Origin of the sequence: Gluconobacter japonicus (assembly GCF_015244665.1) — a bacterium.
GTDB classification, from domain to species: domain Bacteria; phylum Pseudomonadota; class Alphaproteobacteria; order Acetobacterales; family Acetobacteraceae; genus Gluconobacter; species Gluconobacter japonicus.
In genome coordinates, this window is record NZ_JABCQN010000002.1 from 112,154 (window position 1) to 137,864 (window position 25,711).

Consider the following 25,711-nt stretch of genomic DNA (forward strand, 5'->3'; position numbering starts at 1 on the left):
CAGAAGGACGGACGTTATAAGATAACATCTTCCGTCTGGCTATCCTCGGGAAGGCTGTCTGACGTAAAGTTCGGTGGCGGCAGCAATAACCTTGCGCTGATACGCCATGTTCAGAGGAAGGGTTCGGGAGTGATAATCCCCGATTGCGCGCAGCAGATTACCATGCTCGTTATCCAGAGCTGTTCTCAAAATCATTGCCGCCGCCGCGACATTGAAACACGGTTCCAGAGCCAGTCTGGCCGCAACCTGTGATGGTGTCTGATGCGTCATGGAAGCAATGGGCAGGATCCATCGTGAATTGATCTGCATGAGGCCAATATCGACAGATCCATCTGTATTCTGGCTGACTTTCCCCATCACACCGCCTTCAACCCGCTGGATAGCGGGCAGAACACGAGGTGGAAGGCGGTAATGCATGGCAGATGCCAGCATGCAGGCCAGAATAGCAGCAGCCATAACATCCTGTTCTTTCTTTTGAAGAGATCACGACCCTAGCATCCCCTCATCCGAGGTGTCATCCTTCAGGCAAATGTCAAAGAATGAGACTTTCTAAATGAGCGAACAGGACACGTCAGCAACATTAACTCTGGATGCTCTGGGGATCGCATACCAACGCCGCATCTACGATTACGACCCGTCTGCCGGAAAGCTGGGGGTGGCTGCTGCCACTGCGCTGGGCCTGGCACCTGATCATGTGCTGAAAACCCTGATGGTACAGATCGACGGACGCCCCGCCTGCGTTGTTCTTCCCGCAGATCGGGAACTGGATTTTGTGCGCGTAGCGACAGCTTTTGGTGGAAGAAAAGCCAAAATGCTCTCGCGTCCGGATGCCGAGCAGAGAACAGGTTACAGGATCGGAGGTGTCAGTCCGTTCGGTCAGCGCAGCGTCGTACCAACAGCTTTCGAACAAAGCGCCATGGACGGGCCACCCGTTGTTATAAACGGTGGAGACCGTGGCCTCCTCCTGGAGCTGGCTCCTCAGGATGCGTTACTGGCAACAGGGGGCATGATTGCTGATCTGGTCAAGCCACCTGGCTGACCTATGCCAAACCATAATCATGCTATGGCTACACTGTATGTTTTTCTGGAAAATTTTCGGGAAACTGGTGGAGCCAATCGGGATCGAACCGACGACCTCTTGAATGCCATTCAAGCGCTCTCCCAACTGAGCTATGGCCCCACTGTTTCATCTGCGACCTCATTGGGGTGAGATCGGATGTGGGCGGTATATAAGGATGTTTTTCCGCTGACAAGCCAAAAAAAACACTTTTCAGGTCAGAATTACATTCTGGGCTCTCAGTGCCTGCAAAAGAGGAAGACGCTGCAAACCGAGAACAGCATCGTGATCTCCAACAATTCGGGAAAACAACTGAACGCCAGGCCCTTCAAGCCTGTAAGCCCCAACGCAGCCCAAAAGTCTCTCCCCTTCCCGCTCGAGATAGGTCTCCAGAAAAACCTCCGAGAACTCTCGCATGGTCAGTTCCGGAACAGCCAGGTTCGCCCAGATTTTTTGCATGCCTCGATAAAGCACTACCGCCGTTTGAAGGCGATGTGTTCGGCCTCTTAAGGCCCTTAGATGATGCTTTGCCTCTTCCAATGTCTTAGGTTTGGCAAACGCTGTTCCATCCAAATCAAGGATCTGGTCTGCCGCGATGATAAGATCCGTCTCCAATCCTGCTGCTTCCGCTGCTTTCAATGCCTTTGCGTCTGCCAGGATCATTGCCGTCTGACCAAGGGACTTACCCTCTGCTTCACAAGCCTTTCGCAAATCCTCTTCATTTACATCCACGGGTCGCAGGTGGGGTGTCAGACCGCTTTCTTCCAGAAGTACTCGCCGTGCCAAAGATCCGCTCGCGAGAATCAATGAAGTACTCAGTGTGGTCATAAGATGCGACTCCAAACTATCGACGGCACGTATCTGTGCGAGTACTGCGTATGACCCGGTGAAAAGATTGTGTCAGTACTGGGGTACATGGGGACAGTACTCGGAGTCTCCGGATGAGGTACCGAGTACCGTGGATTGTTGGGTACACCCTCTGAAACTGGGGGTTGTACACAGGAGGTCTGTGAGTAAAACGGGATAGAATCCTGAGCCCCTTGCATCCCCGCGGTTTTCGGAGTTGTACACAGTGTGAGTAAGACGGGGTACATTTTTAGAAAGCCGGGTACCCCAGTTTCCACAGGGATCATCCTATCCTCCAGGATTTCTTTCTTTTTTCTTTCATGGTTAGTGAGCGGCATGAATTCGGAAAACGCACCCCTCTCCTCCTCTTCCAAACCGCTTCTCAGAGCGCTCAAGGGTGAAGCCGTATGGCCACCACCAATCTGGCTCATGCGTCAGGCTGGTCGATACCTTCCGGAATTCCGTGCCATGCGGGACAAAGCTGATTTTCTGACACGTTGCATGACACCAGACATGGCGGAAGAACTGACGCTTCAACCTATTCGTCGCTATGGCATGGATGGAGCTATCCTGTTTTCAGATATCCTGATCCTGCCCTGGGCCATGGGACAGTCGCTCGAATTTATTGAAGGTCGTGGGCCAGTTCTGGGGGCAATTCGATCTGCGGCAGATCTCGAAAGACTGGATCCGAAGCGCGTCCTGGAGGCGACAGCTCCTGTGCGGGAAACCCTCTCTCGTCTGAGCAAGTCCCTCCCTGATGTCACGACTTTGCTAGGATTTGCCGGGAGTCCTTTCACTGTGGCGTGTTACATGGTTGAAGGTGGCGGATCGCGTGATTTTGCAGCGACCCGGCAGATGATGCAGACCGAGCCGATGCTTTTTGATCGGCTGATCGAAACCCTCACAGTCAGCACTGCAGAGATGCTTTGCGGTCAGATCGAAGCAGGCGCAGAGGCTGTCATGCTCTTCGATTCCTGGGCGGGAATTCTGCCACCTACAGCATTCCGACGCTATGTTATTGAACCAACCCGCCAGATTGTGCGTCATATTCGGGAGAAGCATCCAGGGACGCCGATCATCGGTTTCCCGCGTCTGGGAGGAATTATGGTGCGGGAGTACGCAGAACAGACCGGCGTAAATACGTTGGCTCTGGATACCGTAGCGGACCCGGCCCAGATTGCAGAACTGGTACCCGAGATTACCCTCCAGGGTAATTTGGATCCTATGGCTCTTTTCTCGGGCGGAGAAGCCATGATACGCGAAGCAAAGGCCATTCGGGATTCCTTGAAAGGTCGACCTCACGTGTTCAATCTTGGACATGGTGTCATGCAGCATACGCCACCTGAAAATGTTGGGGCTCTTGTTGATGCGGTGAGGGCCCTATGACGACAGCTCTTGATGCAGAAGGCCAGTTAAAACTGGTGATTTTTGACTGTGATGGCGTGCTCGTGGACAGCGAGCGGGCTTCCTGTCAGGCAACAGCAGAATTTGCCCGTTCCCTTGGTTTGGCTATTTCGGATGAAGCTGCTCACGATCGTTTTGCGGGGAAAGCCTTGCCGCAGATTGTAGAAGAACTGGAGACTGAACTGGGACATGCTCTCCCAGAAAATACGGCATTCAAAATGCGGGATAATCTTGTACGCATTATGAAGAAAATGGCGGAACCTGTAGAGGGAGCGCCAGAAATGATGCAGAAAATACGGTCTTTGGGAATGCCATTTCGTGTTGGTTCAAATTCTTCGATCACAGAGATGGAAGTCAAGTTTGAACGCGCTGGAATGGCAGATTTTTTCCCAGAAAACCGGGTTCACTCAGCGAATGACATGGATGAGCCCAAGCCGTCTCCGGAAGTGTACCTGTACGCAGCAAAGAGAGAAGGTGTTCTGCCAGAAAACTGTGTCGTGATCGAGGATAGCGATACAGGTGCGGAGGCTGCACGTCGGGCTGGTATGAGTTGTGTATTACTTCGCTCAGAAGATCTGCCGCTCCCCCCATTCTGGCCTGCGCCAGGTTTTGTGAGAATTACCCACTTGTCTCAGTTGGTACCGCTGCTTAGTGACGTGGTTGAAAGCCAGAATCAGGCATGACAGATTTTGTTGCCACGCATCTGAGTTGGTTTCTTTCCCTGCATATCATGGCGTTTACGGCATGGATGGCGGGGACATTCTATCTGCCCCGGTTGTTTGTGTACCATACACAGACAACTCCGGGTACCCCTGAAAGTGAGCGTTTCAAGATCATGGAACGCAAGCTTCTTCGGCAAATCATGACACCGGCAATGATCGTCACAGTTCTTGTTGGTGGTTTGATGGCATCAGTTCCAGGTTTGATAGACTGGCACAGTGGCTGGTGGTGGACAAAACTGCTCTGCGTTGTCGCTCTGATGGGTTTTCATGGCGCATGCAGTCAATGGAGAAAATTATTTCTCAAGGATCAGAATATCCATTCAGAAAAATATTATAGAATAGCGAATGAAGTTCCAACTATTCTTATGGTTATTATTGTTGTCATGATAGTTGTTAAGCCATAATTTAAAAATCATTCATTCTGTAAAAAAAATCCGAAAGGATCACGGCTTTAAGGCCGCATTTGGGTTAATGAGACCTGAGTGATATGGTTTTTCTCACTTAGGTGTTAATGTAATCAGACTTATCGTTTTGGTCATTTTGAAGTGGAACTAAGCAGATGACGGCTTTTCCAACCGTAGCAATAGCGCTTTTTGTCAAAAACGAGTTTTCTGACATTGCGGGATGGATTGCCTGGCACAGAGCTCTGGGCGTCAAAACTTTCTTCATTTTTGATGATCATTCTTCAGACGGAACCTGGGAAATTATCCAGTCTGCCGCAGCTGTCTGCGATATCAGAGCTATGCGGACAGATCCTATTGAGGAGCCTGATTTCTATCAGAGGCAGCGGAAAAGCTTCATGGCTGCGGCTGAAATGGCCAAAGGTCAGTACGACTGGATCGGATTTCTTGATGGTGACGAGTATGTCTATCTGAAGCGTCAGGACAGCCTGCCCGAATTCTTTTCAAAGTTTGACCATGCTGATGCAGTTGCTCTGTCCTGGCGTATTCAAGGAAGTTCTGGCCGGGTTGTAAGACCCAAAGTCACTACAGTTGAAGCGTTTGTTCAGCACTCAACACCTGAATTGGGCGATAATCGGCTGATCAAAAGCTTTGTGCGTCCTGAAAAGATGGGGAGCCATTATCATAATCCTCATTGGTATGACATTCCCGTAGATCGTTACGTCAGACCTGACGGCCGTTTGGTCAATGGACAGGATGCAAACCAGGACATCGATTGGAATGATGCCTTTGTCATGCATTACATCTGCCGAAGCATGGAACATTATATCCAGCGGATCAAAAGACGGTTGAATGCTGACGTTGGCGATTCCACGGTGTACTGGGAACACTTTAATCGCAATGAACTGGCGGACTACGAGCCGTTGCGCTTCATCGGTCAAACTCACCGTATATTGCGAGATATTTACCGTGTAATGCTTGACCGTGCCATCTCGACGCTACGGGATACCTGGTACAAGGTCGAAGGCGGAAACATGTTCTCTCCTCGCGGAGATGGAGCAGCAACGGTTTTTCAGGTGAAGTCAGCTTTTGATACCAGTCTCTACCTTCTCCCTCATGAAAACCGTATCATGCACACAACGGCAGAGATTGCTGAACAAAGTCATCTGATTCCGGTTTATGCGGCCGTCCACGACGATACGCCAAATGCTGTGACATTCTTTTACGAGGAAGATGGACAACCCGGAACTCATCGTCTTATTCGCATGCAGCGAGATGATCGTCTTGCAAGCGAACTCGTCTATAGTCTTCGGTCCTTTGGAGAAGGGCAATACGCTGCTTATAACCCTGTCACTAATCTACATCTTGTTTTCATTCCTAACCCGACTGAAAATCAACCGCAGGGTATTGAGCAGGTCGCGGCAGAACGTCGTGAAGTAGGCGGATGGGAGAAATTCACGCTGCTTCCTGTTGAGAATATTTTCTACGGTTCTAATCGTGCTCCGCTTTCTTTTGTCCCCGGGAAAGAGACAACTTCTCACGATATTCTCGTGTGGCTCGTAAGCGCTGCAGTTGCACCAACTGCAGAAGAGTTTCTGCGAGTTCTTGCTTCCGTTCCTCTTTCAGTCAGAGAGGAGATTTCATATCGTGTTCCAGGACTGCTTTGGACGTTTGTTTGAGTATCGATATAGGGTCGAAAATTATGATTTTGCCCTATAAACGAAAGAAAATCCTGTTTGTAAAAACAAGGGTGGGCTTCTTGCACATGAGACTGACCCTCATGACAACGAGAAGTGTAGCCTATGACGCATCAACGTGCGATGCGTCATAGAGTATAAGTTGGCGTTAGTGGGGAACATACAGTCAGACCATCCAGAATTACAGTGGTGGGTGATCTCGACGACGAAATCCAGATACAGCGCTTACGGATCTTGTCCAGGATCATTTGGATACTGGCATCTTTCGGACTAATCTTTTGCTCAGGTAGTCACATCCAAAAAATAAACCACATTCCACAGATGTCCTAAAACAGGCCCTTAGGCTTGTGATAGAAATCGGAGAATGGCCGAATACAGTTCACGAGACTGACTACAGGACAAAAAAACAGCTTTCCTACCCTGTAAATCCGTTCTCGAAGTCGAAAACAATTTGAGGCATATACGGCCTGAAATTCAGGGGGCAGGAAGAGGTTGGCTTAGCTCATGCGTTATCTTGTTACCGGTGGTGCGGGATTTGTTGGCAGTCATGTCGTTCTGGCACTTCTGGACGCTGGGCATGAGGTCGTTGTCCTTGATAATCTCAGCACTGGGCATCGGGAAGCCATTCCACAAAGTGTTCCGTTTCATCAGATTGATTTGATGGACTATGATGCGACCCGTTCCGTTGTTGCTCAGCATAAATGGGATGGCGTTCTGCATTTTGCAGCCCTGTCTCTGGTAGGAGAAAGCGTAAGAGCGCCGTTTCATTATTTGCGACAGAACTATCTGACCGGCCTGAATTTGATTCAGGCTTGTACGGAAGCAGGTGTCAAAAAACTTGTTTTTTCATCTACGTCAGCTTTGTTTGGTGGACCTGAACGCTCTGAACCGATTCCCGAGGCTGCTCTCATTGAGCCTGGGTCCCCCTATGGAGAGAGCAAGTTTCTGATTGAGCGTGTTCTGCATTGGGCAGACTCTATTTATGGTTTGCGAAGTGCATGCCTTCGCTACTTCAATGCTGCCGGAGCAGATGCAGAGGGCCGAGCCGGTGAAGATCATCGGCCTGAGACGCATCTCATTCCTTTGACAATTGATGCCGTTCTTGGGCGTCGCCCTCCCCTTAAGCTGTTTGGAACAGATTATCCCACTTCAGATGGGTCATGCGTGCGGGATTATATTCATGTAACGGATCTGGCTGATGCTCATATCCTTGCGCTTGAGCAGATTGAGACACGGAGCGTTACCTACAATATTGGTGATGGTCGCGGGTATTCCAATTTTGAAGTCATTCAGAGCATTGAGCGGGTCAGTGGTCGGAAAGTTCCTTGGGAAGTTGCTCCACGCAGGCAGGGCGATCCGGCAGTGTTGATTGCTGATTCCACCACACTTCAGAAAGAAACCGGGTGGAAGCCGAAATTTGGAACGCTGGACCAGATTGTTGAGACTGCCTTTCGGTGGCGCGAGGCCCATCCGGATGGCTATGGGGATTGAAAGTCAGAATATGGTCTCACATGAGACCATATTTGACGCCTGTCATCTCTTCAGACACTGACCAAAGCCGTGCGGCCAGTTGATGATCCTGAGCCAGTTCTGGCCAGATTGCCTCTCCTGGTATGCCTGTGCGTTCGCCTTTTCCCTGTGGACCATAATATTCTCCATCCAAGGCTTCTGGCGATGCTAAAGCATAAAGAAGCGGCCAGGCTCCCTCCTCTACCGTTTGCCCCAGAGCGTGAAATACAGGTCCCGCGAAATTGCGGGCAATGCGACGTCCCCAACGGCTGATTGGATTGCCTGTTGTATCCAGGGCACCATTATTGGCAACGATATTGCTGGCGGCCCAGCCCGGATGGGCTGCCCGTGAGTGAATAGGCCATGGAGCCTTATGAGCCCGGCGGTTCAGCTCAGCAGCGAAGAGAAGGTTGGATAGTTTGCTTTGTCTGTAGCGCGCCATGGGGCTGTATTGGTGGCGTGCGTTCAGATCCCCAAACGGTAGTTCTCCCTTGAGGGCGGCGAGGGAGGCTACGGTCATGACAGTAGCATTGCCAGCAGCCAGCAGGGGCAATAACCGGCCTGTTAAAGCGAAATGACCAAGATGGTTTGTGCCAAATTGCAGTTCGAACCCGTCTTTCGTTGTCAGTCGGGATGCGGGGGCCATAATACCTGCATTGTTGGCCAGCAGATGGATCGGTTGACCCCTGTCTCGTAAAGCCGTTGCAAATTTGGCGACAGAAGCAAGAGACGCAAGGTCCAGAACTTCGAAGCGTCCCTGAACGCTGGGCACTCGCTCATACAGACGGTTCAGAGCAGCACGCCCTTTCTCAAGGTTGCGTCCACTCAGAATAATGAAGGCTCCCCGTTGTGCCAGACCACAGGCCACTTCAAATCCAAGCCCCCCTGTTGAGCCGGTAATGAGAGCGGTCCGGCCATCCAGACGCTCCAGCGTGTCAAGAGACCAGGCAGCGTGAGGGGAGCGTGTCATTCGTGTTTTCCTTTGTCTTTCGCATTCGAATGTGAATGCTTTTCCTCTTCTTCAGCCTGCTTCATGGCTTCATCCGTCAGGCGTTTTTCGTTCTTCTTGAGAAAGAGAAACGCTCCAATCAAACAGCAGACTCCGATGGCCGCGAGCCCGATGCCAACCGGTCCGGTGATCTTTTCAATCTGCTTTCCCAACTCGTAAGTGATGAAGGCATAGCCGCCAGCCCAGAACAGTCCACCTAAGGCATTGAAAAAGAGAAACGAATGCCAGGGCATTCGGTTTGCTCCGGCCAGAAGGGCAACGAAAACCCGTAGGATGGCAACGAAGCGTCCAAGGAAAACAACAATGCCGCCATGTTTTCGGAAAAGATATCGTCCCAGCATGAGACGCTCTTCCGTCAACCCGACTTTTTTGCCGTGCTTTTTCAGAATGCTGTAGCCAAAATGATGGCCCAGCAGATATCCGAAATTATCCCCCATAATGGCACCGGTGACCGCAGCCAATGCGATCCACTCGATATGAAGGTGGTGCGTGCTGCCTGCATACAGGGAGGCTGCGATGATGATGCTCTCTGCGGGAAGCGGCAAACCCATGCTTTCCAGCATGACCGTCACGCCAATGACGCCATAACCATATTGCTGGAGCAGATGATCGAGAAATTGCGTGAGGTGAAACAGTGTCGTGATCCCGTAGAGAAGATGGCAGAAGACAAAGCCGCCGGTTACGATACTAGGACATCAGACACAGGATGAAAAATGACTGAGCTTTGCCACTCCCCCGCTGCTGGAAACTGGCCTTCCTGGGTCGGCCCCGACCTTGTTGCCGGACGGACGCTGTCATTCGCTGAACTGAAAACTGCGGGGGACTGGATTTTCTGGCTGGAGACGCGGCCTGAAGAACAGGGACGATCGGTCATTGTGGGTCGCAGACCTGATGGCATTCTGGTGGACCTGACGCCTTCTGAGCGGAGTGTTGGCACCCGTGTTCATGAATATGGCGGTGGTGCGTGGGATGTTCGTCTTAACAACGGCAAACCAGAAGTGGTCTTTAGTGATCGGAAAACAGGTGGTCTTTGGGTCAGTAATGGAGCGGGCTGTTTGCCGGTGCTTGATGGGCAATGCGTGCCAGAACGGCGTTATGCCGATCTGACATGGGATCCGGGGGAAAACGGCGTTTTCTGTGTTCGGGAGACGCATGGCATCGGAATACCAATCGCCACGCTCGTCTATGTTGATCTGACGGGAACGGAGAGGGTGCTTGCAGAAGGGGCAGACTTCTATGCTGCGCCGCGTCCCTCTCCTGACGGTGCTTTTCTGGCATGGTTTTCATGGCAGAATCCGGAAATGCCCTGGACGGCGACAACGCTGCATGTGGCCTCTCTGGATCGAAGCCGTTTGACGTTAGGCCCAGCGACGGATCTGAGTGGAGACGAGAAATGCAGCATTATCGAGCCAAGATGGGCGGAGGATGGAACACTTTATGCGACATCCGATGCCTGTGGACGCTGGTCGCCTCTCCGGTTCATTCGTGAGGGGGAGAGTTGGACGGGCTGTTTTCTGCCTCCGACAGATGCAGAAATCGGTCTTCCACATTGGGTCTTTGGCCAGAGAACGCTTTTGCCGCTCGCACATGGAGAACTTCTGGCGCTGGGGATTCGTCACGGCCGGAATTGTGTTCTGCATTTCTCAGAAGGCCAGTGGCGCGATGTTTTGATGGGATCTCCGGTTAATGTCCCGGAGCCACTGACGAATGGTGATTTCGCCTGGATCAATGCTGCAGAAGATGCCGCTCCCGCTCTTGCCGTTGGCGATATGAGCGGTGCTTGTGAATATTTTCGTTCAAGCATTTCTTTTCCCGACGGTGTTACGCAGGACGATCTGTCTAAACCTGAGCCACTTTCCTTCCCGACGGCAGACGGTAAGGAAGCTCATGCTCTTTTCTATCCACCGGCGAGTAGTTCGTTCAGTCTTGCGGAAGGCGAAAAACCTCCGTTGGTCGTAATGGCCCATGGTGGTCCGACGGGACGAGCCAATCCGTCTTTTGCCTTCAAGATTCAATGGTGGACATCGCGCGGTTTTGCCGTTCTCGATGTGAATTACCGAGGCTCAACAGGGTTCGGGCGTCAATACCGGCAGGCTCTGGATTTGCAATGGGGCATTGCGGACGTGGAAGACTGTCTGGCTGGCGTGCGGGCGGTCATTGAGCGTGGGCTGGTGGATTCCGACAGATGTGTCATCCGGGGCAGTAGTGCTGGTGGCCTGACTGTTCTGGCTGCGCTGGCTCATTCAGACCTGTTCGCTGCCGGAGCGTCGCTTTACGGCGTGACGGATCTTCGGGCGCTGACTGAAGAAACGCATAAGTTTGAAGCTCGGTATCTGGATGGTCTGATTGGGCGCTATCCAGAAGACGAGGCTGTGTACCTCGAACGTTCTCCCATAACGCATGCTGCCAAAATCAATGTTCCGGTCCTGTTCCTGCATGGAGGGGCGGATAAGGTCGTGCCTCTGTCACAGGCTGAGGCAATGAGCACAAAACTCGAACAGTCAGAATTGCATGTTTATCCAGAGGAAGGGCATGGGTTTCGGGATCGCAATGCTGTTGAAGATGCTCTGGTAAGAGAGCTGAATTTTTACCAAAGGGTTTTCGAACAGAAATAGCACGATCAGATGACGAGCTTTTCTTACGGTAATCAAGAATTTCTCAAGGATGAGTCACTGGTCTGGCTGTGCTAAACATCGCACTTCATCCTTCTGTATATTTTTATCAGGCTCCTACATGAAACAGCGTGAACTTGGACGCACTGGCATTAAAGTCAGTGAAATCTGCCTTGGGACGATGACCTTTGGACAGCAAAACACTGAAGCTGAAGGTCATGCCCAACTCGATATGGCGCTTGAGAGCGGTATCAATTTTATCGATACCGCCGAACTGTATTCTATTCCGCCGCGCGCCGAGACCTATGGTGCGACGGAAACCATTGTCGGAAGTTGGCTGAAAGCTCGCGGGGGACGAGACAAGATAATTCTTGCCAGTAAGGTTGTCGGCCGCAGCTCTTCGCCTTGGTTCCGGCCTGGTGGGGAAGAAGCGCGGCTGACGCCTGCTCAGATCCGTTATGCCATTGAAGGCTCTTTGGGTCGGCTGGGAACAGACTATCTGGATCTTTACCAGCTTCACTGGCCTGACCGGAAAGTAGGCCTGTTCGGGGAAGGCGGGACGACATTTCGTGATCTTCCAGATGCTGATGAAGTGCCTGTTGATGAGACCCTTGGCGCTCTGGCAGATCTGGTTGCAGAAGGTAAAATCCGTCATGTCGGCCTGTCTAATGAGACGGCTTGGGGTGTGTCGCAGTTTCTAGCAGCTTCGAAAACCGGGCTCCCGCGCGTTGCTTCCATTCAGAACGCCTACAATCTGATTAATCGGACCTTCGAGATCGGTCTTGCAGAAATGTGCCTGCGGGAAAATGTGGGACTTCTGGCTTACTCTCCACTGGCTCAGGGGTATCTGACCGGAAAATACCTCAACGGGGCTCGGCCGGCTGGAGCGCGTACGACGCTGTTCAATCGTGGACAGCGTTATGAGAAGCCTGGGGTAGATGTTGCAATTGAGGCCTACCATGCACTGGCGCAGGCAGAAGGGCTGGATCCTGTCCAGTTAGCCATTGCTTTTGTAACATCGCGCCCGTTTGTAACGTCCAATATTATTGGTGCGACAAGTACAGAGCAGTTGAAGAATATTCTTGGTTCTGTTGATCTTGAGATCACGCCGGAACTGGAAGCGAAGATCAACCAGATCCATCAGGTGCATTCCAATCCTGCACCCTGACAGGGCATGAATACGGAGGCCGAGTGCCTCCGTATGTCAGTGTGTTGCAGGGTTATGCCCCAAACGGCCAATGACGCGGAATGCGGTCAGAACAGCCAATGTTCCGAAAATTACGACACCAAGAGACTGTCCTACCAGAATGCCGATAGGGCCATAGCCTGACCCCAGCCACACGAAGGGGATGGTGCCAAGAGTTGCTCGTCCCCAGTTGAAGCCTGTCGAGTAAAAGGGATGGCCAAGGTTATTGAAGGCTGTATTCGCAACGAAGAGCAGTCCAACGAACATATAGCTGAGCACCAGCCAACAGCAGAATAACCGAACAATTTCTGCGCCAATGCCCTGCACGTTGAACATATGCAGGATGATATTGTGCCCGGCGGCAAGAACGAACCAGGTCGTTCCGACGCACAGGGCGGTGAGTTTAAGGGCTGCCATCAGGGCTTCGCGTACGCGGTCGAACTGTCTTGCGCCGAGGTTTTGTGCCATGATTGGCCCCACAGATCCTGTCAGTGCAAAGACAAGGGAGAAGGCAACGGGAACAATTCTGTCGATGGTGGCCTGACCGGAGACGGCATTCAGGCCGAACTGCGCCATCGCATGAGTAACGAACAAGGCCCCCGTAGGAGTGGCGAGATTGGTCGCGATTGCTGGAACAGCAATTCCACCAATCTTTCGGAGGGCCGGGGCAAAAGCGTCGCGCTTTGGCCACTCAAGCATGGCGTGCCCCCGAAGATTCAGGAAACCGCTGGCCGTAATGGCGCACCGGGACAGGATGGTGCTGATCGCTGCACCTTCCAGGCCAAGGTGCAGTACAAAGATCATCAGAGGGTCGAGAATGGCGGAAACCAGCGCGCCGGTGAGGGTAATGCGCATTGAACGCTTCGCATCGCCAACCGCGCGAAGAAGTGCGGAAAGTGCCATTCCCAGACAGACCAGAGGCAAAGCCGGGGAAACAACGTGAAGAAATGTGGCGGCGCTTTGAAGAGCAGTTCCCCGTGCGCCAAGAAGCTGAAGAAGCGGCGTTGCAAAAATCGCCGTCAGAAGACCGAGAACAGCTGCAATGGCGACCATGACGGCAATAAAGGCTGAAGCCAGTCGCCGGGCTTCCGCGTGCTGTCGGGCACCAATCAGACGCCCGATGCAGGCCCCTAGACCAATGGTCATGCCAATTGAGACCGAGATCTGCACGTAACTCAGGGATGTCGCAAAGGCGATGGCTGCCGTCAGGGCAGGGTCGTGCAGATGGGAAATGTAGAAATAATTGAGAAGATCGACCGCAAAAACAGCCATCAGACCGATAGCGCCTGTCCCAGCCATCGTGATGACGTGGCGCATGATGCTGCCCTGCACAAATCTTGCAGGTTTTACGGGAGAATCGTCAGGGATTCTGGGCTTCGAAGAGTCATCGGATGGTACTGGCATGTCTTCATATATTGCCTTGTTCCAGCCCAAAGAGCCAGTAGGTCATCATGCTTTGTTTGGTGGAACTCTCGAAGAGTATCAGCAAGGGAAAGGGCCAAGCCTTCTGGGAAAAAGCCAGCATGTAAGGGTTTCATTAACGCTTCCTGTGGAACTGTCAGGCCAGATACCAATCGGGCGCGTGGCCCGAAGCTTCAGTTCTGTCGGAGTCCGCCATGTCGATCATCAATTCTCTCAACACAGCTGTCAGTGGCCTCAACGCCCAGTCTCATGCGTTCAGCGATCTTTCCAACAACATCGCAAACAGCCAGACGACGGGTTACAAGGCCACCACGACAAGCTTTGCGGATTATGTGACGAGTAATGACCTGGCGAGTGACGGGCAGTCTCTCAGCGACAGCGTCGCCGCAACAACCCGGCAGCATACGGATACGCAGGGTATGGTTGTTTCCTCGACCAATACGCTCTCTCTTGCGATTTCCGGGAACGGATTTTTCAATGTTGTGCAGCCAACGGGGAGTACGGGCTCTAGTACGGCCCCTACATTTAACAGCCAGCAGTTTTATACCCGGAACGGTGATTTTTCCAAGAATAATCAAGGCTATCTGGTCAACACATCTGGCTATTACCTTGAGGGTTATCAGGTGGGGTCGACAGGTGCGTTGAGCAGCACGCTGGCTCCGATCCATATCCCGGACTCGGTTGCATTCCAGCCGACGAAAAGTACGACGATGTCGCTTTCTGCGGCTATCGGCAGCACAACAGGAACAAGCCAGAGCAACACCTCAACGGCAACGGCTTATGACAGTCAGGGAAATGCCCAGACTGTTACTCTAAATTGGGCACAATCCAGTTCAGACCCTCTGACATGGACTGTCAGTAATTCTGCGGATGCCAGCAACTCGGCGACTGTAACATTCAATAGTGACGGCACACTGGCCTCTGTAAACGGGGCCGCCCAGTCCACAGGATCTGCCGCGACATTTTCTTATACAGGGTCGCCTCAGGATATGACGGTCAGCCTTGGAACCATTGGAAGCAGTTCGGGAGTTAGCCTTTCGACGGATGGCGGAAGCTACAGCACAAATCCGACCATGACGACGGATAGCGTAACAAGCGGAACATTTACCGGACTTTCGATGCAAACAGATGGCTCGGTCATGGCGACGTTCGATAATGGTCTGTCTCAACTGCTGGCCAAGATTCCACTAACCACGTTCGCGGACCCGAATGGTCTCTCGGCTCAGAACGGGCAGGCCTACACCGCTACGGCGTCGTCAGGGGCGCCGGTTGTCAATGCCGTTAACACAAATGGCGCAGGCACGCTGAGCACCAGTTCTACCGAAAGCTCCACGACAGATCTCACCAGTGATCTGACCAAACTGATCGTAGCCCAGCAGGCCTATGGCGCGAATACAAAGATCGTCACCACAGCTAACCAGCTTCTTCAGACCACTCTGGCGATGATCCAGTAAGGCTGCATGAAAGGAAGATCTGAATCATGGGTTTGACGGATTCACTTTCGGTTGCCGCATCCGGCCTGCAGGCTGTGCAGTATGGAATGTCCACGGCATCCCAGAATGTCGCCAATGCATCCACAGGTGGCTATATCAAGGAAGTCGCCAATGTGCAGTCTGTTGTCAATGATGGAACAGGTGGTGGTGTCCGCCGGGCAACCACGACTCTGGCGACAAATACGAATATTCAGGCTGCCCTGTATTCACAGAATGCTGACGTGGCAGAATACACAACGACCAGCAATTCCCTTTCAGCCATCACCGCTCTCCAAGGGTCTACATCTGCGACATCGGGCAGCAGTGGCACGCTTTCAGACCAACTGGGGAATCTTCAGTCAGCACTGACTTCCCTGACAGCAACGTCCTCCAGTTCGACAGCCCAAAGTACGGTTCTTGCTGCTGCCAGTAGTTTTGCCCAATCGCTCAATTCCTTGGCAGAAGCGACGCAGACACAGCGTCAAAATGCACAGGATGCTGTTGTTTCATCTGTATCAGATATCAATACCAACCTGACAACAATTGGAAATCTTTCAACAAAAATCATGACGTTGAAAAGTCAGGGGCTTGATACAGCTGATCTGGAAAACCAACGGTTTACGGCATTATCTTCCCTCTCCAGTGATTTGAGCGTTTCATGGAAAGTGTCAACCAACGGCGACATGTCCATTACGACATCAGATGGTCTGACGCTGCCCACGCATAATACGACGTCAGGAGCGACCAATGCGGTGTCCAGCACATGGCCTCTGACGACCTCAGAAGCTCAAATTTCGACCAGTATGAGCTATCCAGGAACGTCAGACGTTAATTCCATTCCAGCTATTACATTGAATGGAAAAGATATTACCGGACATCTGACAGGCGGAACCCTGGGGGCTAATATCACTCTGCGTGATACAACTCTTCCAACAATGCAGGCTCAACTTGATTCCCTGGCTTATACAGCGGCCAGTCGTTTCAGTGCACAGGGAATGACATTATTCACTACCTCTAATGGCACTGTTCCTGGAGCATCCCAAACAGAGATCACCCCGGCAGGAAGTGTAGGCTTTGCACAGGATATCCAGGTTTCTCAAGCCTATCAGGATGATCCGTCCCTGCTTGTTTCTGGTAGCACGAGCGTTGTCCAGAATGTTTTGTCCTATGCATTTGGTACAACCCAATCAGATGGGAGCAGCCAGACGGAGGCACCAAGTGTCGGCCTTGGAATGACAGGTCAGTTGTCCACAGGTTACAGTGGCTCCCAAAATCTCGTTGGTCTTGCAACATCACTAACAGCCAATCAGGCAGCAACGGCTAATACAGCCAGTAGCAATCTTTCTCTTGCTCAGACAACACAAAGTAGTTTGTCTTCAAGTCTCTCTGGAACATCCAGCGTTTCTGTAGACACAGAAATGGCTAATATCGTGACGTTGCAGAACGCCTATTCTGCAAATGCGAAAGTTATTTCCTCTGTACAGAGTATGTTTACGGCACTTCTGAATGCGGTTGGAAGCTGAAAATGACAGGAACAGTGGCTTCTTTCGGGTATAGTGGCGTTTCTCTTCAGCAGACGTTGAATCTGACATCTCTGTCCCAGAAAAAGGATGGTTTGCAGGCACAGGCTTCTACAGGTGTATTGTCAGACAGTTATGCAGGACTTGGAAATTCGCGGGCACAGGCTTTGGCGCTTCAGCCTGCTATAACACAGGTCAGTGCATGGAGTGGTAATATTACGACTGCTCAGAACAGGCTAACCACAACGCAGTCTGTTCTGAGCCAGATTGCGACCATTGCCAGTGATCTGAACGAAACACTGTCCACCCTCGCCGGGAGTATGTCCTCAAGCACAATAGGCACTGCTGCCCAGCAGGCTAAAACAGCTCTTACGTCTCTTGGTAATCTGCTTAATACTCAGCAGGGAGACAGCTATATATTCTCCGGTTTAGAGTCTTCAGAAGCACCGGTGAGCGGTGATCCGGGAAACTCTGATCTGGCGTCATCCATTTCTCAGGCAGTGAACCAACTGGGAACAGCAGATGCGTCCTCAGTTCTGTCATCAACCTTGGCATTGGCGGGTAACACTGCTGACAATCAGCCATTTTCCTCATCGCTTTCGACAGACCCTACAACAGCATCAGCACAGAATTTGCAGATTGTGACGGGAAAAAATGAGATAGCGACGGCAGGAATAGTTGCAACGCAGGGAAACGCGTCTTCTGGAAGTTCCACAGGTTCGCCTATTCGGGATTTGATGCGAAACCTGATGGTTGTCGCAGCGCTTGGGTCAGTGGATTCTGAGGGAGCCAATTATACACAGCTTATTCAAGGCCTTCAGAATACAAATACAGCAGCGATAGATGGGCTATCGGATATAAGTGGAACGCTTGGTATTCAGCAGAACAGTCTGACCACCCAGAGTGCTATGCTTGAGCAGATGAAATCCGCGCTGACGACGCAGTTGGGAACAACAAAAGACGCTGATCTCGCACAGGTTTCAGTTCAGATTAATGATACCAACAATCAGTTACAGGCGTCTTATTCCATCATTGCAGACATGAAGGGGATGACCCTTGCAAGTTATCTTTAAGGAGCGTTGAAAAACTCGACCTGACGTCGCATATCAAGATTACTTTCCTGAAAGGAGATTTGTAACCATGAATGCAACCCAGGGTCAGGCTGAAAAGCATGAATTCAGTGCCGAGGTCGGACGTCTGCTCGATCTCGTTGTTCATGCCCTTTACTCGGATCGTGAGATCTTTCTCCGTGAGCTCGTCGCCAATGCTGCGGATGCAACCGACAAGCGTCGTTTTGAAGCTCTGACAGAGTCAGCTCTTGCTCTGCCGGAAAATGCGGGTATCCGCATTACGCCAGAAAAAGACAAGAAAGAGCTGGTCATTTCTGACGATGGCGTCGGCATGACCCATGATGAGCTTGCTCAAAATCTGGGGACGATTGCCCGGTCCGGGACCCGTGCTTTTGGCGAAAAGCTGAGTTCAGCAAAGGCAGAAGACCGCCCAAGCCTGATTGGGCAGTTTGGCGTAGGGTTCTATGCCGCATTCATGGTTGCAGACAGTGTCGATGTCACGTCCCGCAAGGCCGGTTCTGATGAAGCATGGACGTGGTCTTCGGACGGGAAGGGCTCTTTTACCCTGACGCCTTCAACCCGTTCTGCGCCGGGCACAGATATCGTTCTTCATATGAAGGACGATGCTGATGAGTTTCTGGACAGTTGGCGTCTAAGGTCGATTATCCGCAAATGGGCTGACCATATCTCCTGGCCTATTACTCTGAGGGAAACCAAGGAAGACGGCACGACGGAAGATAAAGCTGCCAATGAGGGTACAGCCCTGTGGCGTAAACCAAAATCCGAAATTACGCCTGAGCAGTATACGGAATTCTATCGTCATATTGCTCGTGCTTTTGACGAGCCGTATGCGACCATGCACTGGCACGCTGAAGGCACAACGGAGTTTACGGCTCTCCTGTTTTTGCCGAGTGCCCGACCATTTGATTTCATGGAGCAGTCGCGGGAAAGTCGGATTCACCTTCATGTCCGCCGTATGTTCATTACAGATGAAGCCGACCTTCTTCCAAGCTGGATGCGCTTCGTTCAGGGCGTCGTAGATACGGAAGATCTACCGCTGAATGTCTCTCGTGAGATGCTTCAGGCAACTCCTGTTCTCGCCCGCATTCGCAAGGCCGTTACCAAGCGCGTTCTTACTGAAATCAAGAACCGTGCGAACACAGCCGACGATGCTTTCACGGCGTTCTGGGAGAACTTCGGTGCAGTTATCAAGGAAGGTCTGTGGGAAGACAGCGAGCACCGTCAGGAAATCGCAGGTTTCGCTCGTTTCCACACGACTCAGAGTGATGATCTGACCACGCTTGATGACTATATCTCGCGTATGAAGGAGGGTCAGGACGTCATTTACTTCCTGACGGGCGATAATCTTGATGCGTTAAAGGCGTCTGCACAGCTTGAGGGATTCCGGGCCCGGGGCCTGGAGGTTCTTCTTTTGTCAGATCCTGTTGATGGTTTCTGGCCGGAACGGCTCCATTCTTATAACGACAAGATCCTGCGTTCTGTCGTGTATTCGCATGGTGATCTGGAAAAATTCCCGACAGATGCGGATGAAACCGTCGAACCTGCCGATCTGGAAAAGCTGGTTCCGGCCCTCAAGGAAGCATTGGGCGATACCGTCAAGGACGTGCGTGGAACAGTACGCCTGACGGACAGTGCTGTCGTCATTACGTCTGAGGGAGGTCCGGATCTGGCTATGCAGCGTCTGATGCGTCGATCAGGTCAGGCTCTTCCAGAAGCGCCGCCTATTCTGGAAATCAATCCGAGGCACCCTTTGATCAAAGCTCTTTCCGAGCGGGTGTCGAAAGGCGAGAGTATCAAGGACTTGGCGCGTGTGCTGCTGGATCTGGCACGTGTTCAGGAAGGTGAGCCTCTTCCTGATCCAACTGGGTTTGCGCGCCTTCTGGCAGGTCTTCTTGCTGGTTCAGCGGCAGCCTGATCATCTGGCTGAATAATAGAGAGCAATAAAATAGGGGCGGGGGATGAATCCTCCGCTCTTTTCTTTTGTAAGGCACTGTGAGACTGCTGGGCTCGAACCATTCCATGTTCTGGAGAGACAGGCCTTGATCGACGATTTCCGCTTCGGCCGCATTACGGTCATTGGAGACCTTCTTCTGGACCAATATGTCTCAGGAAGTGTCAGTCGGATTTCTCCGGAAGCGCCTGTGCCGGTTCTTCTGAATGATGGAATCCGACGTGTCCCCGGTGGCGCTGCCAACGTGGCAGTCAATGCGGCTGCTCTGGGCGTAGAAGTCAGACTGATTGGTCTTGTTGGTCATGATGAGGCTGCGGAACAGCTTAAAAATGCTCTGGATGAATGGCCGTCTGTTCATCAGGAGGGAATTATTTCATCGCCTGATTGGACAACAATTACAAAAACGCGGGTTGTCAGTGGCTTACAACAGATTGTTCGCATCGACGTGGAAAAAGTCGTTCCTCTGAACGAAGATGTTCGCCAGCGTCTGATTCAGGCTGCTCAAAAAGCCATAGAAGATACGGACGTTGTGGTCTGTTCGGATTACGCAAAAGGCGTTCTTGATGACGCTGTTCTGAAAGCTGTTATTGCGGCCGGACGAGAAAAAGGGATTCCCGTTCTGGTTGATCCCAAGCGGCGCACGCTGGAAGCTTATGCTGGCGCAACTTTGGTTACGCCTAACAGGCTTGAGGCCGAACAGGCGACGGGACAGTCTGCGCGGACAGATGCAGAGGTTCTGACTGTTGCAAAGGCTTTGTCAGGTCAGTTTGGTGGGGATGTTCTGATTACGCGATCAGAAGATGGCATGACCCTGTGGCGGCGTGATGAGACGTATCAGCATGTGGCCGCGCGGAAATCAGAAGTGTTCGATGTGTCTGGAGCTGGTGATACGGTCGTTGCGACGGTCGCATCTGTTCTTTCCGCTGGGCAGGACCTGGAAACGGCTGTGGTCATAGCAACGGCAGCAGCCTCTCTTTCGGTAGGAAAACTTGGAACAGCAACAGTTTCGAAAGAAGAGCTTTCGCGCGAGCTGGGACAGGAAATTCCAGAGAATGGGGCATTGGTTACCGTGCAGGAAGCAACGCGTATCGCGGAAAATTGGCGGCGGCATGGGGCCCGGGTTGTCTTTACAAATGGATGTTTTGATCTCGTTCATCCGGGCCATATTTCTTTGTTGCAAGCAGCAGCGCGTCATGGAGACAAACTGATCGTTGCTCTGAATACGGATCGGTCGGTTGCCGCTTTGAAGGGGGCAAGTCGACCCATTCAAAAAGAAGAGGCACGAGCTACGGTTATTGGTGCGTTACGTGCCGTAGATCTTGTTATTCTGTTTGATGAAGAGACACCATTGGAAGCTATTCGGGCAATCAAACCAGACGTTCTGGTTAAGGGATCAGATTATACCGAAGATCAGGTCGTTGGCGGTGATTTCGTAAAATCATGCGGGGGCCGTGTGGCTCTGGTCGATCTTGTGAATGGACAATCCACAACCCGTCTTATTCAAAATATGGACAAGACGGATTGTGCCTGACTTCAGTCTTACCCAGTAAGTCGTTTTGGTCGTGCTTCTCTGGGAGATAAGCCAAATTTTTGACGGAAACGCCTCGAAAAATGCGCGGCGTTTCTGAAGCCATGTTTGAGAGCAATCTCAGCGATAGCCATTGAAGCGAAATCCAGGGACTGAAGGTCTTCGTAAATACGCTCAAGGCGTCTGTTCAAAATCCATCCAGAAACGGCTCCCGGTTCTCCATCGAACAGGAGATAAAGTGCCCTGGTCGAGATACCATAAGCTTGTGCAATAAGCTGCGGTGTCAGATCAGCTTCATGCAAGCGGGATTCGATATAAGCACGGACATGCTTTTGGCGATGGCGCCGACGTCCTTCTGTTGAAAGGTCAAGATCAAGCGCGTCCAGAACTGTGGTGAGAAGCAGATTCGTTAAGTGTTGACGGATGCGTGTTTGGGTCTGTGGCGAGGAGGAAATCAACATATCCTGAGCGATAAGATCACAGGTCACAAACAGGAAATGGCCTGGGCCAGATCGCGTCTGAATTGTGACGGGAGGCAGGCCGGATAAAACCGGAAGCTGAGTGAGTAGTGCTTCTTTTCGGACAGAAAGGGCCAGAAATACATTTTCCGGAAGGGAAAGAAGGTCTGTTTGAACAGCGTCATCTTTAGGTGCAGCTGAAAGATGACCAGCACTCAAATAGAGAATTCCGCCATTCCGACGAGTGAGGAGGAAGAGTGCTCTCTTTTGCGCAAAGCATTGTGTAAGGAGGTCTTGCTCGTGAAGCCAAAAGGCAGGGACGTGCTGCACAATAGGTTCAAAGCCGCGTGAAGGGGCGGGAAGTGTAGCAAGTGGAATAATGCGAGCGGGCAACTCCGATGAACGCTCATCTTTGGACATAGCAAAAAAACTCTAAGGAAACTCCCAATGCGGCAGGAGAGCTGTCTTTATAAGGGGACTATTGTGCCAGATAAATGTACGAGAGATGTGTTCAGTGAACCGCAGTAAGACATTTGAAGTTTTTTCTTCGAAAAAGAAACAGAAAAATTCAGATTAAATTATTTTTGAAAAACCACTTATTCCTGAATGTCTGGTTAATTAATTTCTTATAAGTATTTTAATTTCATAAAGATTTTTGGAGGTATTCTGCGAACGTATTAGGTAAATTTGTACGAAGGAGATCAATGGATACGTTTTCCTCCGTATGCAGGCGCTTGAGCATTGCAACGTCACTCGTAAAGCCCAAGCGATCCGCCAGCAGTATGAGAATATCCAAGGAAGCGATCTGATAGGATCGATAGCTGATATCTGTGAGGATACTCTTGATAAGGTCGTTATCTTCTCCGCCATGGAAAAGGCTGGAGACCGTGTTCAGGATTGAAGAGACCGTTTCATGAGCTGCTGGAGCAGGGTGCCCATGTCGGCTCAATAGCATTCTAATGTCTTCAGCGTGTGCACGTCGCATGCTGAGATCCTGCCGCATCTGGTTGCACAGGGTTTCATAACGCGCACAACTAGGTAGTTCGGAAAGAACAGTTTCAATTGTTTTGGTTTCAATGGACAGGTGATCCTGCAGCCGCTCCAGATAAATATCTACTACGGATTTTTCTGCGGACTTAGTTTTGCTGGCCATGAGAGTCCTCTAACGTCGTGACGACGGGGTTTTATCTTATATCCGTGCAGGACAAGGGGTCTGTCAACGGCGGGCATATGCTGTTTGTAGTCTATAAAAAATCCCCATGCCAGAGAACTGACATGGGGATTGGAACTCGCTGCTTTCTGAAAGATCAGAAGCCAGCGCTGACGCTTGCGATTGCTGCGAACGGAGCGGCGATAGCATAGGTTGGTGTTGAGCCACTAACCGTCTTGCCGAAGATACCGGTTTGCTGTGTTGCGTTAGTCTGGATACCCTTAACAAAGCCCAGATAGGCTTTGTCTGTCAGGTTAGAGAAGTTGATGCGAACGTTCGGAGCCTGAAGGAATCCGAGGTTGCTGAAGCGGTAGCCAATGTTTGCGTTCATCAGAACATAGCCCGGAATGGACTGGTCGTTCATGAACGTGGAGTACTGGCGTGACACATACTTCAGGTTGTAGCCCCCGAAGAGGTGACCGTCGTCGTAGTCAAGGTTGAAGCCGACCTGGAACTTTGGCGTTTCCGGAGCGAACTTGCCCTTGGTGCGCAGATAGTCAATGCCGGAGCCGCTGCCAGCCTGAAGATTGCTGCCAAGGCGGGCATCAACATATTCAAAAGATACATATGGGCGGAAGTAACGGAAGATCGGGCGGGTACCGATTTCAGCATCGACGCCGTTGGTCGTCTGGCCGCCAGCGTTGACGTTGGTGGAGAAGTAATTGGTGCAGGCGTCGTCCATGCACTGGCTGGAAGACATCAGGCGGTTTGTAAAGTCGTAATGGAAGTAGGTGATCGATCCCATGATCGTCTTACCGGTGTAACGGTAGCCTACTTCTTCCGAAATCGAAATTTCAGGATTTTGGTTTAGGTTGGCGTGGGTTGCATATCCGGAGCCAGCATAATAAGCGCCAGCATCGTAAAGTGAGTAATTGGTCGGCATACGGAAGTTGGTCGCGCCGGAAACGAAGATCTGGTTCTCAGGATTGATCTGATAACGGATCGCAACGGTTGGCAGGGGTTCATAATAGGTTTTGCTGGTGTTCCGCCCGGTTGACGTATCCGGCAGCATGTTAGTGCCGCTGCGCATCACGATGGAGTATTTCAAACCGGCATCGATCGTCAGTTTGTTGTTCAGCAGAGACAGCGTGTCACCGATGAACATGGTGTGAACGCGCGTCTGGGTAATGGTGTTACGGTACATATAGGTCTGACCGTTCGAGAGTACGACGTTTGCCGCAGCCCCCCAAACATCCCATGGATTTCCGTCTTGCCCGACACCCGAATATGGGCCTGACTGAAGCTGTTTGGCATACTCAAACCAGTAACCAACCATAAGACGGTTGTTTCCCGTCGTCAGTGTCAACTTCGTGACAGCGCCAGGACGATAGGTCTGAGTGTTGGAGGGATTGTAAAGAAGACGGTAGCCACCGCCTTTTCCTTCAAGGGTCCCTTTAAGTGATGTGCTTCCGTAATTGATTTTGTCCATATTCGTCCAGTACGCACTGCCGCCGTTACCGTCGCCGTACCAGAAATATGGTGTTTCTGTCAGGACAAGGTGATCTGCTAGCTTAAAGGTAGAAGGTGCGCTGGCATAAATATTGGTGAACGGGTTCTGGTGCAGCTTGTAATACGATGCACCGTGGTCAGAAGCATTTGGATTATAGGTCGAATTCCAGACCGTGTTGGAAATGTTCTGGCCAGCAGCATTCTTGCCCGGAGCAACATAGCGATCCTTGATCCCGCGACCATAGGCATCCCAGGAGGCCATGTTCACGTTGGGAGTCAGGTAGTTGTAAAGGCGGTTACCAACGATGGCGAGAGAGACGCGGTTGCCGTCGCCCCAGTCGTTCACGATCTTGGTTTCGGCGTGCAGCTTGCGGTTTGTCGCGTCGCTGTTGTTGACGCCTTCCGTAGCATAAGAACCGGAGAAGTAGGCGCGCAGATTGGTGTTACCAATCTTGCCTGTGTCGAGACGCAGGAAGCCACGGGTGTAATCGTAGGAACCATAGCTGACGCCGAGACGGCCGCCAGCTTTCATCTGGGGGTCGATCATGTACATGTCGACCACACCGCCTGTTGAGCTGATGTGCGGGCTGTCGAGGTCAGCCGAACCCTGAGCAACGCGAACCGTGCGCAAGTTTTCGGAGTCCACGATTTCCTGAGAATAGACTGCGAAGTTACCGATATCGTTGATCGGGAAGCCTTCAAGTGTGAAGCCGATCTGGGACTGGTCGAGACCGCGCATGCTCATGGAGCTGCCCGTCAGACCTGCCGGGTCACCGGACGACACGTTTGCGCCCGGGAGCAGCGAAATCAGCTGCATCGGGTCAGCGCCCGGCACCTGCTTTTCAATGAAGTCGCGGGAAACGGCCGAGACAGACTTCGCGCTGTCCTGCTTCTCCATCAGGCCGCCACCGACCGCACGACGGGTGACGCCGTCGAAGGCGTGATGGCCACTGACAGACACATGCTCTTCATGCACGTCGGTTGGAGCCGTATTGCCCATCATGGATGGAGCAGCAATTTCCGTTTTGGGCTTGGCTTTGTGATGTTTCGTATCAGAAACATCCGAAGCGGGAGCCGCAAGCGCCGGCATTGTACCGAATGCAATCAGCGCAGAGGTCGAGAGGAGGCGTGTAAGGCGCATCGTCTGTTGGGTCTTTCTCGGCCAGA

Annotated in this window: 21 protein-coding genes and 1 tRNA gene; 13 read left to right on the top strand and 9 right to left on the bottom strand. The window is 51.8% G+C overall.

What is annotated here, in order from left to right; translation table 11 throughout:
- Window positions 1-39: 39 nt before the first annotated feature.
- Window positions 40-456 carry a lytic transglycosylase domain-containing protein gene (locus tag HKD32_RS03950; protein WP_010502927.1) on the bottom strand — a complete coding sequence of 139 codons (417 nt, stop codon included), beginning with the start codon at window positions 454-456 and terminating at the stop codon, window positions 40-42.
- Between the two features lie 97 nt (window positions 457-553).
- On the opposite strand from HKD32_RS03950, the gene HKD32_RS03955 reads away from it, so the two are divergent.
- Complete coding sequence (locus HKD32_RS03955; protein WP_061931253.1) at window positions 554-1,039, top strand: aminoacyl-tRNA deacylase; 486 nt, start codon at window positions 554-556, stop codon at window positions 1,037-1,039.
- Window positions 1,040-1,104: 65 nt separating this feature from the next.
- Here the strand turns inward: HKD32_RS03955 and HKD32_RS03960 are convergent.
- Together HKD32_RS03960 and HKD32_RS03965 are read right to left on the bottom strand one after the other, a co-directional pair.
- A tRNA-Ala gene (locus tag HKD32_RS03960) sits at window positions 1,105-1,180 on the bottom strand.
- A gap of 90 nt (window positions 1,181-1,270) precedes the next feature.
- Window positions 1,271-1,885: a Maf family protein gene (locus HKD32_RS03965; RefSeq protein WP_061931258.1), complete on the bottom strand. Its 615-nt coding sequence runs from the start codon at window positions 1,883-1,885 to the stop codon at window positions 1,271-1,273.
- A gap of 354 nt (window positions 1,886-2,239) precedes the next feature.
- On the opposite strand from HKD32_RS03965, the gene hemE reads away from it, so the two are divergent.
- The 5 genes from hemE to galE all read left to right on the top strand — a co-directional run bounded on the left by hemE (window position 2,240) and on the right by galE (window position 7,618).
- On the top strand, window positions 2,240-3,289 hold the full coding sequence (gene hemE, locus HKD32_RS03970; RefSeq protein ID WP_061931261.1) for a uroporphyrinogen decarboxylase: 1,050 nt from the start codon (window positions 2,240-2,242) through the stop codon (window positions 3,287-3,289).
- Window positions 3,286-3,990: an HAD family hydrolase gene (locus HKD32_RS03975; RefSeq protein WP_061931264.1), complete on the top strand. Its 705-nt coding sequence runs from the start codon at window positions 3,286-3,288 to the stop codon at window positions 3,988-3,990. Before hemE ends, HKD32_RS03975 begins: the two co-directional genes overlap by 4 nt.
- A complete protein-coding gene (gene hemJ / locus HKD32_RS03980; RefSeq protein ID WP_061931268.1) occupies window positions 3,987-4,433 on the top strand; it encodes a protoporphyrinogen oxidase HemJ in 447 nt (148 codons plus the stop codon). Before HKD32_RS03975 ends, hemJ begins: the two co-directional genes overlap by 4 nt.
- Window positions 4,434-4,588: 155 nt before the next feature.
- On the top strand, window positions 4,589-6,109 hold the full coding sequence (locus HKD32_RS03985; protein WP_061931271.1) for a glycosyltransferase family 2 protein: 1,521 nt from the start codon (window positions 4,589-4,591) through the stop codon (window positions 6,107-6,109).
- Between the two features lie 522 nt (window positions 6,110-6,631).
- Window positions 6,632-7,618 carry a UDP-glucose 4-epimerase GalE gene (galE, locus tag HKD32_RS03990; protein ID WP_061931273.1) on the top strand — a complete coding sequence of 329 codons (987 nt, stop codon included), beginning with the start codon at window positions 6,632-6,634 and terminating at the stop codon, window positions 7,616-7,618.
- A gap of 16 nt (window positions 7,619-7,634) precedes the next feature.
- Here galE and HKD32_RS03995 read toward each other — a convergent pair whose 3' ends face one another.
- Complete coding sequence (locus HKD32_RS03995; protein ID WP_061931276.1) at window positions 7,635-8,606, bottom strand: SDR family oxidoreductase; 972 nt, start codon at window positions 8,604-8,606, stop codon at window positions 7,635-7,637.
- Window positions 8,603-9,208 (bottom strand): DedA family protein, encoded by a 606-nt coding sequence (locus HKD32_RS04000; protein ID WP_010502943.1) that lies wholly within the window; start codon window positions 9,206-9,208, stop codon window positions 8,603-8,605. Before HKD32_RS04000 ends, HKD32_RS03995 begins: the two co-directional genes overlap by 4 nt.
- A gap of 150 nt (window positions 9,209-9,358) precedes the next feature.
- Between HKD32_RS04000 and HKD32_RS04005 the strand changes: the two genes are divergently transcribed.
- Window positions 9,359-11,260 carry a S9 family peptidase gene (locus HKD32_RS04005; RefSeq protein WP_194257563.1) on the top strand — a complete coding sequence of 634 codons (1,902 nt, stop codon included), beginning with the start codon at window positions 9,359-9,361 and terminating at the stop codon, window positions 11,258-11,260.
- A gap of 118 nt (window positions 11,261-11,378) precedes the next feature.
- Window positions 11,379-12,425, top strand: a complete 1,047-nt coding sequence (locus HKD32_RS04010; protein ID WP_194257564.1) for an aldo/keto reductase — start codon at window positions 11,379-11,381, stop codon at window positions 12,423-12,425.
- 36 nt (window positions 12,426-12,461) lie between these two features.
- Here HKD32_RS04010 and HKD32_RS04015 read toward each other — a convergent pair whose 3' ends face one another.
- Window positions 12,462-13,760, bottom strand: coding sequence for an MATE family efflux transporter (locus HKD32_RS04015; RefSeq protein ID WP_228118768.1), 1,299 nt, complete (start codon window positions 13,758-13,760; stop codon window positions 12,462-12,464).
- Window positions 13,761-14,059: 299 nt separating this feature from the next.
- On the opposite strand from HKD32_RS04015, the gene flgE reads away from it, so the two are divergent.
- From flgE to rfaE1, 5 genes are all read left to right on the top strand, one after another.
- Entirely contained in the window at window positions 14,060-15,319 is a 1,260-nt protein-coding gene (gene flgE / locus HKD32_RS04020) for a flagellar hook protein FlgE (protein WP_061931284.1), read from the top strand.
- Window positions 15,320-15,345: 26 nt separating this feature from the next.
- On the top strand, window positions 15,346-16,860 hold the full coding sequence (gene flgK, locus HKD32_RS04025) for a flagellar hook-associated protein FlgK (RefSeq protein ID WP_061931286.1): 1,515 nt from the start codon (window positions 15,346-15,348) through the stop codon (window positions 16,858-16,860).
- A gap of 2 nt (window positions 16,861-16,862) precedes the next feature.
- Window positions 16,863-17,930, top strand: a complete 1,068-nt coding sequence (locus HKD32_RS04030; protein WP_061931288.1) for a flagellin — start codon at window positions 16,863-16,865, stop codon at window positions 17,928-17,930.
- A gap of 67 nt (window positions 17,931-17,997) precedes the next feature.
- Window positions 17,998-19,863 (top strand): molecular chaperone HtpG, encoded by a 1,866-nt coding sequence (gene htpG / locus HKD32_RS04035; RefSeq protein ID WP_061931290.1) that lies wholly within the window; start codon window positions 17,998-18,000, stop codon window positions 19,861-19,863.
- A gap of 124 nt (window positions 19,864-19,987) precedes the next feature.
- On the top strand, window positions 19,988-21,430 hold the full coding sequence (gene rfaE1, locus HKD32_RS04040) for a D-glycero-beta-D-manno-heptose-7-phosphate kinase (RefSeq protein ID WP_061931291.1): 1,443 nt from the start codon (window positions 19,988-19,990) through the stop codon (window positions 21,428-21,430).
- A gap of 8 nt (window positions 21,431-21,438) precedes the next feature.
- Here rfaE1 and HKD32_RS04045 read toward each other — a convergent pair whose 3' ends face one another.
- The 3 genes from HKD32_RS04045 to HKD32_RS04055 form a co-directional block, all read right to left on the bottom strand.
- A complete protein-coding gene (locus HKD32_RS04045; protein ID WP_228118769.1) occupies window positions 21,439-22,104 on the bottom strand; it encodes a helix-turn-helix domain-containing protein in 666 nt (221 codons plus the stop codon).
- 424 nt (window positions 22,105-22,528) lie between these two features.
- Entirely contained in the window at window positions 22,529-23,038 is a 510-nt protein-coding gene (locus tag HKD32_RS04050) for a DUF892 family protein (protein ID WP_010502956.1), read from the bottom strand.
- 154 nt (window positions 23,039-23,192) lie between these two features.
- The gene (locus tag HKD32_RS04055) at window positions 23,193-25,685 is read right to left on the bottom strand and encodes a TonB-dependent receptor (RefSeq protein ID WP_194257565.1); all 2,493 of its coding nucleotides are present in this window, start codon (window positions 25,683-25,685) and stop codon (window positions 23,193-23,195) included.
- Between the last annotated feature and the right edge of the window lie 26 nt (window positions 25,686-25,711).